The sequence below is a fragment of the Amycolatopsis sp. NBC_00348 genome (assembly GCF_036114655.1).
Taxonomy (GTDB): Bacteria; Actinomycetota; Actinomycetes; order Mycobacteriales; family Pseudonocardiaceae; genus Amycolatopsis.
Window position 1 is genome coordinate 1,569,309 of the sequence record NZ_CP107994.1, and the last position, 12,823, is coordinate 1,582,131.

At 72.5% G+C, this 12,823-nt stretch carries 11 protein-coding genes; 6 read left to right on the top strand and 5 right to left on the bottom strand.

The annotated features are described in order from the left end of the window. Positions 1–72: 72 nt before the first annotated feature. Positions 73–1,107, bottom strand: coding sequence for an alpha/beta fold hydrolase (locus tag OHS58_RS06980; RefSeq protein WP_328647583.1), 1,035 nt, complete (start codon positions 1,105–1,107; stop codon positions 73–75). 134 nt (positions 1,108–1,241) lie between these two features. Here OHS58_RS06980 and OHS58_RS06985 point away from each other — a divergent pair, with 134 nt between their 5' ends. Beyond that, positions 1,242–1,889 (top strand): class I SAM-dependent methyltransferase, encoded by a 648-nt coding sequence (locus tag OHS58_RS06985; RefSeq protein WP_328647584.1) that lies wholly within the window; start codon positions 1,242–1,244, stop codon positions 1,887–1,889. Positions 1,890–1,937: 48 nt separating this feature from the next. After that, positions 1,938–2,885, top strand: a complete 948-nt coding sequence (locus OHS58_RS06990; protein WP_326952463.1) for an NAD(+)/NADH kinase — start codon at positions 1,938–1,940, stop codon at positions 2,883–2,885. Positions 2,886–2,936: 51 nt separating this feature from the next. Here the strand turns inward: OHS58_RS06990 and OHS58_RS06995 are convergent, their stop codons facing one another. Next, complete coding sequence (locus OHS58_RS06995) at positions 2,937–3,707, bottom strand: polysaccharide lyase family 7 protein (RefSeq protein WP_328647585.1); 771 nt, start codon at positions 3,705–3,707, stop codon at positions 2,937–2,939. 80 nt (positions 3,708–3,787) lie between these two features. Continuing rightward, complete coding sequence (locus OHS58_RS07000) at positions 3,788–4,369, bottom strand: TetR/AcrR family transcriptional regulator (RefSeq protein WP_328647586.1); 582 nt, start codon at positions 4,367–4,369, stop codon at positions 3,788–3,790. A 105-nt stretch (positions 4,370–4,474) separates the two neighbouring features. Here OHS58_RS07000 and OHS58_RS07005 point away from each other — a divergent pair, with 105 nt between their 5' ends. From OHS58_RS07005 to OHS58_RS07020, 4 genes are all read left to right on the top strand, one after another. Next, positions 4,475–5,425 carry an alpha/beta hydrolase gene (locus OHS58_RS07005; RefSeq protein ID WP_328647587.1) on the top strand — a complete coding sequence of 317 codons (951 nt, stop codon included), beginning with the start codon at positions 4,475–4,477 and terminating at the stop codon, positions 5,423–5,425. Positions 5,426–5,450: 25 nt separating this feature from the next. Continuing rightward, a complete protein-coding gene (locus OHS58_RS07010; protein ID WP_328647588.1) occupies positions 5,451–5,918 on the top strand; it encodes a cupin domain-containing protein in 468 nt (155 codons plus the stop codon). A gap of 186 nt (positions 5,919–6,104) precedes the next feature. After that, positions 6,105–7,424, top strand: coding sequence for a GH25 family lysozyme (locus OHS58_RS07015; RefSeq protein ID WP_326952468.1), 1,320 nt, complete (start codon positions 6,105–6,107; stop codon positions 7,422–7,424). 47 nt (positions 7,425–7,471) lie between these two features. Next, entirely contained in the window at positions 7,472–8,200 is a 729-nt protein-coding gene (locus OHS58_RS07020; RefSeq protein ID WP_247052953.1) for a D-Ala-D-Ala carboxypeptidase family metallohydrolase, read from the top strand. A gap of 212 nt (positions 8,201–8,412) precedes the next feature. Here the strand turns inward: OHS58_RS07020 and OHS58_RS07025 are convergent, their stop codons facing one another. Together OHS58_RS07025 and OHS58_RS07030 are read right to left on the bottom strand one after the other, a co-directional pair. Further along, on the bottom strand, positions 8,413–9,402 hold the full coding sequence (locus OHS58_RS07025) for a helix-turn-helix domain-containing protein (RefSeq protein WP_328647589.1): 990 nt from the start codon (positions 9,400–9,402) through the stop codon (positions 8,413–8,415). A gap of 128 nt (positions 9,403–9,530) precedes the next feature. Further along, positions 9,531–12,632 (bottom strand): GH92 family glycosyl hydrolase, encoded by a 3,102-nt coding sequence (locus OHS58_RS07030; RefSeq protein WP_328647590.1) that lies wholly within the window; start codon positions 12,630–12,632, stop codon positions 9,531–9,533. Positions 12,633–12,823 lie beyond the last annotated feature (191 nt).

Consider the following 12,823-nt stretch of genomic DNA (forward strand, 5'->3'; position numbering starts at 1 on the left):
AGCGGGACATCGATGATCTCGTGGCAGTACCACGAGGACGGCCTGCTCAAACCCGGTGACGTCCGGTGCAGGTCAGAGCAGTCCGGCGGTGGCGGCGTGCGCGGCGGCCGCCGCCCGGGACGTCACGCCCAGCTTGCCGCGGATGTTCGACACGTGGCGGTGCGCCGTGTGGGCGCTGATCCCGAGCCGGCGGGCGATCTCCTGGTCGCTCAACCCCTGCGCGACCAGGCGCAGCACGTCGAGTTCGCGGTCGGAGAGCTCGTGGCGCGGCGAGCCGGCCCGGCGGGCGCGCCGGCCGGCGCCGAGGAACTCCCGCACGGGGCGGACCAGCGCTTCCACGTCCCCGCGCCAGGGCAGGTGGTCGGTGCCGTCGAGCGGGACGAACGTGGCGCCCGGGATGCGGGCGGCGACGTCCTGGCCCAGCGCGAACGGGATCGCGCGGTCGTCGCGACGGTGCAGGACGAGGGTCGGCACCGTGATCGTGGCCAGCTGCTCTCGGACGTCGAACGCGTACACCGCCGCGAGCGAGCGCTCCGCCTTCTCCGCCGTCAGGCCGGCGCGCTGGAAACGGACGAACTCGTCGCGTTCCGCCGGGGTCGCGGTCGGCAGGAACAGGTCGGCGAACACCCGGGAGCCCACGCCCCAGTGCCGCCCGACGAGCGCCACCAGGGAGTCCCGCGCGTCCGCCGCGGCGATCTCGGTGCCGCGGGCGTAGCTGCCGTACAGGACGAGCCGCTCCACGCGGTCCGGGTGGGCCGCCGTGTACGCCATCGCGGCGCAGCCCCCGGACGAACCGCCGAACAGGGTCACCTTCTCCCCGGCCGCGTCGACGACGGCGCTCAGCGCGGCCACCTCGTCGGCGAGCGAGGTGACCAGCGGTCCGGCGGGGTCGGACATGCCGACGCCGGGCCGGTCGTAGCGCACGAGCGTGAACTGGTCGCCGAGCAGCCCGCTGAATCGCCGGAACAGCGGGTTCCGCCAGTCCAGCTCGAGGTGCCCGCACCACCAGCTGCCGACGACGAGGGGCGGGCCCGTGCCGGTGGTGGCCCAGGCGACCGGGCGATCGCCCGTGGCGGTGAATCGCACGGCTTGGTCTTGCTCCGGCATTTCCCCAGCTTAGGCCGGTCCACGCGCCGCCGTGGCCCGTTCCGGCCAGCACCCGGAATGGCACGAGCGGGTGATGCGGTGGGCGGGCGTCGGCTGGTGTGCTGCGTCGTATCAAGTGGTGCGGAGGAGGAACGATGGCCGGAGGGGACGACGTGGGGGCACGGGACGGGTTCGGGGAGCGGTTCGGGGCGGCGCTGTACGACCCGTTCCTGCGCCGGGGGGAGCGGCTGGGCCTGGCCGGCCGGCGCGCGGAGCTGCTGCGACAGGTACACGGACGGGTGGTCGAGATCGGGGCGGGGACCGGGCTCAACGTCCGGCACTACCCGCCGACGGCGGAGGTCGTGCTGAGCGAGCCCGTCCCGGCGATGTACCGGCGGCTCGAGAAGCGTGTGCGGGGCCACGCCGGGATGCGGCCGGTGCGGGCCGGTGCCGACGCGCTGCCGATGGCGGACGCCAGTGTCGACACGGTCGTGTCGACACTGGTCCTCTGCACGGTGCCCGACGTCGATCGGGTGCTGGCCGAGCTCGTGCGGGTGCTGCGGCCGGGTGGGCGACTGCTGTTCCTGGAGCACGTGCGTGCGGAGGACCCGAAGCTGGCGCGGCGGCAGACGCGCCTGGCGGGGCCGTGGGCGGCGTTCGCGCAGGGCTGCCGGTGCGACCACGACACCGTCGCGCTCGTCAAGCAGCGGTTCGACATCGAGGACCTGAGCACGGCGAGCTGGCGCGGGATGCCTTCGGTGGTGCACCCGCTGATCATCGGGACGGCGACGCCTACCCGCTGACGTCCGTCGCCCGAGCGTTCCCGGCACCGAGCGGCCAGAATGATCCTCATGGCAGATTTCGGGATCACCCGCGTCGGCGTGGTGGCGCACCCGCGGAAGCCGGTGCGCGACTCGGTCGACGTGCTGGTCTCGTTCGCCGAGCGGCACGGGGTCGAACTGGTGGTGCGGGAGACCGACGCCGCGCAGGTCGGGGCCGGGGTGGCGGTGGTGTCCGACGCCGGGTTCGCGGCCGGGGTGGACGCCGTCGTCAGCCTCGGCGGGGACGGGACGATGCTAGGAGCGATGCGGCTGGCCGTCGAGCGGCCGGTGCCGGTGCTCGGGGTGAACTACGGCAACGTCGGGTTCCTGGTCGAGATCGCGCCGGCCGAGCTGGCCGGCGCGATCGAGCGGGTGCACGCCGGGGACTTCGAAATCGAGCCGCACAGCTGCATCGCGCTGGAAGAGGGCGACGCGGCCGCGGTCGCGTTCAACGACGTCGTCGTCGGCGGGGCCGAGCCCGGCGCGACGGTGGAGGTCGACCTGCTGGTCGACGGGGCGCAGTTCGGGTACTACCGCTGTGACGCCCTGATCCTGAGCACCCCGACCGGCTCCACCGCCTACAACTACGCCGCCGGCGGGCCGGTGATCTCCCCGGCGGCGGAAGTACTCGCGGTGACCCCGGTCGCGTCGATGTCGGGCGTCAGCCGCTCGATCGTGCTGCCCGCCCGCGACGTCGTCACGCTGCGTGGCACGACCCGCAGTGCGCCGCCGATGCTGCGCGTCGACGGGAACGCCTGGCGGCCGCTCGAGCCCGCCACCCCGCTGACGGCGACCCTGCGCCCGGACGCGGCCCAGGTCGTGCGCCTGGACCCCGGCCGCCACGCCCGGCGCAGCCGGGTCAAGCTCAGCCTTCTCGACCTGCCGCTGCGTCCCGAGCAGATGGCCGAGCTCCTGCCCACGGACATGCGCGAGGACCTGGCCCGCCTGCGCGAACGCCGTCAGCTGCCGGAGCGCTGAACCGACCTCGCCGCCCGGCCACGAGTGTCCACTTCGGACCGTGGTGCGCCGTCAGTTCGTGTGGGTGACGGTCAAGGCGTGGATGACAACTTCGCCGTAGTTGGCGTCCGAACACGGCGCGGACTTGTCGCAGTTGGCTTGCGTGTACGCGCCGGCCTTGAAGTAGGCGCCGCTGAACTTCTGGGAGATCGTGGTCTGCAGCGTGCCGTTGTAGTACGCCTTGACCTTCCCGCCCGAGACGACGTACTTGGCCTCGAACTCCGTGCCGAGCTGGTAGGTGCTGGTGACGAGCTTGTAGTGGGTGTCGTCGCCTTTGGTGACGTAGAGGTTGCCGCCTTCGAGGCGGAACACCGTCAGGTCGTCGTCGGAGCCGTGGATCTGGCCGGCGACCACCTGGTTCTTGTCCTCGGGCAGGTGGGTGATCGCTTCCTTGACCACCATCGTGTGGGTGCCCGAGGTCGAGGACCAGCTCGCGTTCTTCGACCCGTCGGTCTCGCGCAGTTCCGAACGCGGGTAGCCCGAGCCGCTCGTGGTGACGCCGTTCACCGCGGCCCGGAACCGCACGCCGGTGCAGTCGGCCGTCGTGGTGAACCAGGGGTCGGCGCGGTAGGTCGCCAGTTCGGGCTGCTTCACGTTCTTCGGGTTCTCGGCCTCGCCGATCGGCAGGCCCTCGTACCAGTTGTGCAGGTCCAGGACGTCGGCCGGATAGGTGCAGGACGCCGCGGCCGGGCCGCCCGGCGCCGCGATCGCGGCGCCGCCGCCGGCGAGCACCGCCACGGCACTCAGGATCGTCGCCACTGTCAACCCGCGCTTGACCGTCACCGGTTCCCCCTGTGTATGCGGCTGTGGACGCATCGTAAGTTTCCGTCGCCGAAGACGTCAACGGCGTGATCTTCCGACGGTCAGAGGTTCCGGAGCCCGGCGACGTAGATTTCGGCTTGGCGGCGAGCCGTGGGTTTCCAGTCCGGGACGTCGGGCAGGCCTTGCGCCAGCAGCGCGCCGAAACCGACGATGTCGGCTCTGGTCACGTCGGGCCGGATCGTGCCGTCGTCCTGCCCTCGTTCGAGGATCGAGCCCAGCGTCCGGTGGGCATCGTTGCGGAGCGCGACGGTGGCCTGGTCGCCGGGGGCCGGGCCGCCGTGCATCGGCAGCACGAGGTCCCGCCCGTGCTCGATGGTCCGCTCCAGGAAGAAGCGGATCCCCTCGAGCGCCGGTCCGTCGAGGGCCGCGGCCCGGCGGGCGGTGTCCAGCACGAGCTGGAAGGACCGGTGCGTCAACGCGCCGAGCAGCGCTTCCCGCGAGGGGTAGTGGCGGTACACCGTCCCGACGCCGACCCCGGCGTCCGCCGCGATGGTGGCCATCGGGACCGCGGTCCCTTCCCGGCGGACCGCGACGGCGGCGGCCGCCAGGACCCGGTCGCGGTTGTCGGCCGCGTCCCGTCGTGGCCCCCGGCGCCGGACGACCTTGTCCTGTTCTTCGGTCACGGCACCGATCATCGCAGCTCGACGGTCCGGGGGCGCCGTTGACAGGCCGTTAGACGGACGATATCGTCCGCTTAAGGCGCACGAGTGCCGGGAAGAAGGACCTCCGTGACGTTCACCGTCGACCCTCAGGTCGCCGCGATCCTGGCGCCGATGGCCGAAGCCATGGCCGACGCACCGCACCCCGCCGTGGGTGACGTCGCCACCCGGCGGGTCGCGCTGGAAGCGATGATGGCGCAGACCGCGGCGCTGCAACCCACTCCGGCCGACGTGACGGCCACCGACTTCCACGCGGTCGCCGCGGACGGCGCGAAGGTGCTGCTGCGCTGGTACGCCAAGGACGGCGCCGCCCCCGGCCCGGCCGCGTTGTACCTGCACGGCGGCGGGATGATCCTGGGCAGCGTCGCGCTCTACGACGCGCCGATCGCCCGGTACGTATCCGCGAGCGGGGTGCCGATGCTGGCCGTCGACTACCGGCTCGCCCCGGAACACCCCGACCCCACCCCGGTCGAGGACGTTTACGCCGGGCTGCGGTGGCTGCACGAGCACGACGCCGAGCTCGGCGTCGACCCGGCCCGGATCGCCGTGATGGGCGACAGCGCCGGTGGCGGCCTGGCCGCCGGGGTGACGCTGCTGGCCCGCGACCGCGGCGGACCGGCGGTGGCGCGCCAGATCCTCGTCTTCCCGATGCTCGACGACCGCACGACGACGCCGGACCCGGAGCTGGTCCCGTTCGCGACGTGGAATTACGAGGACAACGCCACCGGGTGGACAGCGCTGCTCGGTGCCCGGGCCGGCGGCCCCGACGTCTCGCCGTACGCCGCCGCGGCGCGGGCCGCCGACCTCGCGGGCCTGCCGCCGACGTACATCGAGGTCGGCCAGCTCGACATCTTCCGCGACGAGGACCTCGACTACGCCCGGCGGCTCGGCGCGGCCGGGGTCGACGTGGAGTTCCACCTGCACCCCGGGGTGCCGCACGAGTTCGAGACCTTCGCCTGGGACGCCGACGTCGCCCGCCGCGCGGTCGCCGATCGCCTGCGTGTCCTCGGTTCCCTCTGACCGTCCCTTCGAACGGAGCCACCCGATGAGCATGGCCTACCTCGCCCAGCCCGATCAGCAGCAGAAACTGGAGTGGCTCGACGGCGGCACGCTGTCGATCCTGCTCGACAGCGCGGCCACCGACGGCCAGCTGATGGTCGGCCGGTTCGACGTCGAGAAGGGCGAAGCGCCGCCGTTCCACCTGCATACCCGGGAAGACGAGGTGTTCATGCTCATCAAGGGCACCGCGCTGGTGTGGGTGGGGGAGGAGGAGATGGAGCTGGCGGAGGGCGGCATCGTCTTCCTGCCCAAGAACATCCCGCACGCCTACCGCATCACGTCCGCGAAGGCCGACCTGCTGGTGATCAACACCCCGGCGGGCATCGAGGGCATGTTCCGCCACGCCGGCCGCGACCGGGCCGAGCCCCGGCCGGACGGTTTCGAGATCTCCTCGGACCGGATGGCGGAGGCGGCCGAGAAGTTCGGGAACGTCATCGTCGGCCCGCCGCGCTGACGCCGATCCGCTGCCCGCCCGGCACCGTGATCCGGACCGACCCGGGTCGCCGGGGCCGGGACGGCGTCCCAGCGGTGTCCCACGGGGGTGGCGTTCCCGCTGGTCCGGTGGGGTGGGACTGTCCCGGCGTCCCGAGTCGGTCGCTGACCGCGACCGGCGGGGGCGGGCACTGCCAGCCTGCTCGCCATGCAAAGACTCGCTCTGGTCGTCGCGGTGCTGCTGGTGTTCCCCGCCGCGGCCGCTGCCACAGTCGCGGCCGAACCCGTTGCGGTGTGCGGGCACACCACCGCCCAGCCGACCCTGCAGCAAGGGTCGACCGGCACCGAGGTCGCCGAGGCGCAGTGCGAACTGAACCTGGCGACCAAGGCGAGCAAGTACACGCCCATCGGCGCGGACGGCTCCTTCGGCGCGGCCACCGACGCCCGGGTGCGCGTGTTCCAGCGGTGCGCCGCGCTGAGCGTGGACGGCCAGATCGGGCCGAACACCTGGACCGCGCTGAACTCGTGGGCCGCGCGGCCGAAGAAGTGCGCCACCCAGGGCACGGCGGACGCCGCGCAGAGCGTGGTGTGCGGCCTCTCCACGGCCCGCCCGACCCTGCAGAGCGGTTCCACCGGCACGGACGTCAAGGAGCTCCAGTGCCGGCTGAACCTCGCCATGGAGCCGGGGCACTACCCGCCGCTGACGGTGGACGGCAACTTCGGTGACGGCACCCGCAACCGGGTGATCCAGTTCCAGCACTGCGTCAACGCCAGTGCCGACGGCGTCGCCGGGCCCACCACGTGGGCGAAGGTGGCCGACTGGTCCAGCCGCAACGCCTACTGCGTGCCGCCGAAGCCCGCCGGGCGCCCGATCGACGGCGTCGACACGGCGAAGTACCAGCACCCCGGCGGCGCGCCGATCAACTGGGCCGCGGTGAAGGCGTCCGGTGTCGAGTTCGCGACCGTCAAGGCGACCCGCGGCCTGAACACCACCGACGAGTACCTGGCCACGGACCTGCCCGCCGCCCGCACCGCCGGCCTGGCCGTCGGGCCGTACCACTTCTACACGGGCACCACGGCCGGCACCGGCGGCGCGCAGGCGGACCGGTTCATCGCCGCGGTGCGGGCCACCGGGTACACCGGCAAGCGCGCCGGTGACCTGCCGCCCGTGTTCGACCTGGAGTGGAAGGACGACGGCTCCGGCGGCTGCCCGCCGTACGTCACCGTCGCCGACGCCAAGGCGTGGCTGGACAAGGTCCAGGCGGCGTTCGGCCGGACCCCGATCATCTACACCCAGAAGTCGTTCCTGGACGCCTGCCTGGGCGGCACCACGGCGTTCGCGGCCTATCCGATGCAGCTCGCCGACTACCGCCAGTCGGTCACGCAGCCGTCGCTGCCCGCCGGGTCGAGCACCTGGCTGATGTGGCAGTACACCGACGCGGCCATCCCCGACGGCATCCCCGCGCCGGCGACCGGGGACGTCTTCAACGGCACCCAGGCCGATCTCGACCAGCTCGCCAACCGCTGAATCCCGCCCGAGAATCCCGCTAGGAAAGGACGAGAATGAGTCTCCCCATGAGCCGTCGCACGCTGCTGCGCAGCGCGGCGGTGATCGGCACCGCCGTCGCGGTCAGCCCGCTCCTGCTGCCGGGCATCGCCCAGGCGTACCCGTGGTCCCGCACCCTGGCCGAGGGCAGCACCGGCGCCGACGTCACCGAACTGCAGATCCGGGTGGCGGGCTGGGCGGCCGACTCGGCGAGCCACAGCCGGGTCTCGATCGACGGCGAGTTCGGCCCCGGCACGGCCGCGGCGGTCCGCCGGTTCCAGGCGGCCTACGGCCTGGGCGCGGACGGCGAGGCCGGCCCGGCCACCCAGAGCGCGCTCAACGCGCTGGAGCAGAGCGACGGGTCCACCGCGCACTTCAACTTCAGCGAGTTCACCGACCGGGTGAGCGGCACCTTCAACGGCGGCAAGGTCAGCGCGGCCACCGCCAAGGAGAACGCCCGCCGCTGCATGTACAAGCTGGAGGCGGTGCGCAAGAAGCTCGGGAACAAGCCGATCACGGTGAACTCCGGCTTCCGCAGCATCGCGCACAACGCCGAGATCGGCGGCGCCAGCGACAGCATGCACATGTACGGCACCGCGGCCGACCTGGACGTGCCGGGCGTGGCCAACAAGACCGTCTACCAGAAGGCCGAGACCAGCGGGTTCTCCGGCCTGGAGACCTACAACACCGACCACCAGCACGTGGACAGCCGGGCCGACCTCGGTCGCGCGTGGTGGTGGGAGAACGGGACGGTCTGACCGGCGCTGGGGGTCTGACGCCGGAAACCCCTCTCCCCGGGGGTTTCCGGCGTCAGGATCTTGTGCTCGGGCAGCCCGCCGAGCCGTGCCCCGGGCGGCTCGGCGGGAGTTTCGGCGTGCCGCGCGTCGACCTCGTCCGGCCGCCCTTCGGGGAGATCGAGGCCGGGCCGTGCCCCGGGCGGCTCGGCGAGAACGAGCACCGGCGCCCGCGCTCAGTGCGACCGGGGGTCCTGGAGGGCCGCCGAGCAGGAGGGCCAGTCGCGGAAGTCGTGGTGGGCGCTCCACAGGCGGTGCGCCGCGTCGATGTTCCAGACCGGGTCGAACGCCTGCCGCGGCGTGCCGCCCAGGTCCAGCAGGCGGGCGTCGGAGATCTGGAAGATCCCCCAGTTGCGGCTGCCGTTCGTGTTCGGCAGCACCCACAGCGGATCGAGGAACGAGGCGCAGCGGGCGATCGCGACCGCGGTGTCCGGCGCCTCGGTGAACACGGCCCGGATCCGCTGCTCCACCACCGGCCCCGGCCAGGCCGCCAGGCTGGTCCGGCGGTCGTACAGCGCGTTCTTCGTGGCCTCGTCGACGACGCCGCGCGCGGGCAGGCCGGCCATGACCTGGAACGCGGTGACCCGGCGCAGCGTCTCCGGGCCGAACGAGCCGTCGACCGAGAGCCGCCCTTGGGCCGCGACCAGCAGGCTCTGCACCTCGGTGACGCACTCGTCGTGCTGGCCCATGCTCACCGGCGGCTGACAGGCCGGGGAGAAGAGCACCCGGTCGGCGTACCGGCCGGGGGGCGGCTCGGACCCGTCGGCGGTGACCCAGACCAGGCCGCCCGCCAGCAGGATCATGATCGCGATGGCCAGGGCCGCGTACCCGCGTCTGCGTCGCGGTGTGACGTCCGCAGCGGGGGCCGGCGGCGCGGTCGCGGGGACGACCGGCGCCTCGGCGTGCCCCTCCTCGACCCGGCCGGCGTCGGCCAGGGCCCACAGCTGGTGCAGTTCGCGCAGTTCCTCCGCGGACGCGCCGCAGACCTTGGCGAACGAGTGGACCACGCGGTAGTCGGCGGGCACGCTCTGGCCCGAGCAGTACCGGTGCAGGCTGGAGCCGCTGGCCCCGGCCCGCCGGCCGAGACGTTCGTATCCCTGCCCGCTGCGGTCCTTCAACATGCGCAGGTAGGCAGCGAACTTGTCCACGTGCAGGGTCACGGTCACTGGTACACCTCGCTCGGGCGAATGACGGACGGAAGCTAGCACCGTCCCGCCGGAAGCCGGGCGGAAATTCACGGATTGGGCCACTCGGCGGCTCACGGTCCGGCCATGTGGTGGTCACCGCCCGGGGCTCAGTCTCCAGGGCAGAGGTGCAGCGCCAGGACGTTCCCGCCGGACACCCGGACGTGGACCCGGGCGATGCCGAACCCGGGACCGGTGGCGATGCGGAAGTCGGCGCCGGCGTTCTCCCGGTTGCCGAACCCCGCGTCGGGGAGGGTGAAGGTCGCCGTCTTCCAGGTGCCGGTGTTCGTGTTCGTCACCGAGGCACTGCCCTGGTACGGCTCCCCGGTCGAGTCGTACTGGACGTTCCAGGTCCCGGTGCCCTGGTCGAAGTAGTCGACGTCGATCGTGGCCGTGTAGGCGGAGCCGCCCGGCACGAGGTCGTTGGTGACGCCGAAGTACAGGTAGCCGTTCACCGTGGTGCGGGCCGGGCGGCCCGCGACGGTGCCCGCTTCGGAGCGGCCGTCGTCGTTGTCGAGCCGCTGCAGGCCGCACTCGGTGTCGGTGGCGCCGAGGGTGTCGCACACGGTCGCCGCGCCGTCGGCCGCGGGCACCGTCACGCCGATCGTGCTCCCCGGCAGCGCCTTTCCGGTGGAATCGGCGAAGCTCACCGGCACGGGGTGGCTGCCCTGCGCCGCGTCGGCGGTGACCGCGACGGTGACCGTCTGGCTCGTCCCGGGGCGCAGCACGCCCGACGACGGCGTCACGGTGATGCCCGCCGGGGGGTTCGCCGTCCAGCGCACGGGACCGGCGCGGCCACCGGCGTCGACCACGCCGACGGTCGCCGGGAACGACGTGCCCTGGCCCGTGACCACCCCGCCGCTCGGGCTGGTGTAGCCGATGGCGGGCGCCTGACGGTCCTGATAGGACGGTGGGGCGGCCCCGGCCGCCGTCGCCCAGGAGGTGTTGGGCTGCGCCGAAAGCGCGAAGGTCAGCTTCGCGCCGGACCGCAGCGCCGTGTCCGGCAGGACCGTCTTGTCCCACCGCTTGCCGTCGAGGGTCAGACCCGTTACGTAGGGGTGATCGTCGGCCGCGGCGGGGGCGTCGATCGTGATCGCGCGGCCGTTCGCCAGGTGGATCACGGCCTTCGGGAACAGCGGGCTGGCGAACGCGAGGTCGGTCGTGCCCGGCGTCACCGGGTAGAGCCCGAGCGCGGCCCACACGTACCAGGACGACTGCGCGCCCAGGTCGTCGTTGCCGGGCTCGCCGTCCGGGGTCGCGGAGAACAGCTGGGTTTCGATGCGGCGGACGACTTCCTGGGTCTTCCAGGGCTGCCCGGTGTAGTCGTAGAGCCAGGGCGTGGCGAAGTCGATCTCGTTGCCGGACCACTGGTTCGGCAGGTTCGGCCCGGTGTTGAGCAGCCGGAAGAACGCGTCGGCCCGCTGGTTGACGGCGTCGCGGCCGCCCATGGCCGTGATCAGCCCGGCCATGTTCTGCGGGACGAGGTAGTTGTACTGCGCGGCGTTGCCCTCGTCGAAGCCGTCCTGGCCGAACTGGCCGGGTGGTGGCGCCACGAACCCGGGCCCGGCGGGGAAGGCGCCGGTGCTGTCCTTGGGCCGCAGGTAGCCGGTGCCGCCGTCGAAGACGTTCTGCCAGTTCTGCCCGCGCGCCGCGAACGCGCCGGCCGTGTCGCCCCGGCCGAGCGCGCCGGCGAACCGCGAGATCGCGAAGTCGTCGATCGCGTACTCGAGGGTCTGCGACGCGCCTTCGCGTACGTGCCCCAGTTCGGCCCGGTCGTTGGGCACGTAGCCGTAGGCCTGGTAGTCGGCGACGCCTTGGCGTTCGAGGTAGGGGAACCCGGCCGGGGCGGGTGTCGTCGCGCCCTTCAGCAGGTACGTCAGCGCGGTGCCGGTGTCGAAGTCCCGGGCGCCGAAGGCGTGCAGCGACGCGAGGAACGGGACGACGTTGTCGCCGTTCATCACCCCGGACTCCCCGTTCATGACAGGCCACTTCGGCAGCCAGCCGAACTGCACGGCGTCGTTCACCAGCGACTGGGCGAGGTCGCTGCCGACGTCCGGCAGCAGCAACGCCTGCAGCGCGGCGAGGCAGCGATAGGTGTCCCACAGCGAGAAGTTGGCGTACTGGACGCGCTGGTGGCCGCTCACCGCGTGGACCTTCGCATCGAAGCCGAGGTAGCGGCCGTCGACGTCGCTGAACGTCGTCGGGTACAGCAGCGAGTGGTAGAGCGCGGTGTAGAACGTCCGCAGCCGGGCGTCCGTGCCGCCGCCGACCTGGATGCGCGCGAGGACGTCGTCCCACTGGGTGCGCGCGGCGGCCTGGACCGGGCCGGGGTCCCAGCCGGGGATCTCGGCCATGTTCCGCTGGGCGCCGGCGTTGTCGACGAAGGAGATCGCGACTTTCGCGTGGACCGTCCGGTTCGTCCGCGTGTCGAACGTCAGGTAGCCGCCGGAGTGCGGGCCGGAGACGTCGATCGACGAGCCGGGCGCGCCGACCGTCGTGCCGTCCCAGCCACCCGCCGTCGTGAACGGGCGGTCGAACCGCACCGAGAAGAAGATCGTGTACTTGTTCTGCTTGCCGCAGAAGTCCCCGGTGGTGGCCGAGCCGGTCACCTCGCGGTCGCCGACCGTCCGCAGGCCGGCGGCCTGGTTGCCGTTGAGGCTGGCGCCCGCTTTGACGAGCACCTGCGCCCGGTCACTGGCCGGGAAGGTGAACGCGGCGAGGCCCGTGCGGGTCGCGGAGCTCAGGTCGACGCGCACGTCCGAGTCGGCCAGCGTCACGCTGTAGGCCCCGGCTCGGGCCGTTTCGGTGGTGTGGGAGAACGTCTCGGAGCGGTTCCACGGCGCGGCGCCGACGTCACCCACCACCGGCAGGATCGGCACGTCGCCGAACTGCCGGCAGCCGACGGAGGCGTGCGTCAGGCTGAAGCCGCTGATCTGCGTGCTGTCGTAGGAATAACCGGCGTACGCGCCGGGGGTGTCCGGGCTCCACTGGAGCATGCCGAACGGCACCGCCGGGCCGGGGAAGTTGTTGATCTGCCCGACTTCCGCGCCGCCGGTGCCCGTCCCGATCATCGGGTCGACGTACTGCGCGGGATGCGTCACGAGCGGCACCGCCACGGGGGCCGCGGTGGCCGGCGTGGCGACGCCGAGCGCGAGCAGGATCGCGGCGGGGAGCGCTTTCCACGACGTTTTCCGGGACGGGGATCGGCGCACGGCAAGCCTCCGGAATCGTCGGCATCGCGGTCAGGCGGCGCCTCGAAGTGTCGGCATTTCTCCCATATCTGTCAATACCGCTCACGCCGTAGGGAGCTTGCTGAAATTTTACGTCTTGTCCTGTTCCGGTTTTGCGTCGAACAAAGGGGACAAGATCGCGTTCCGCCCTTGACTTTCCGTGCTGAACGGCG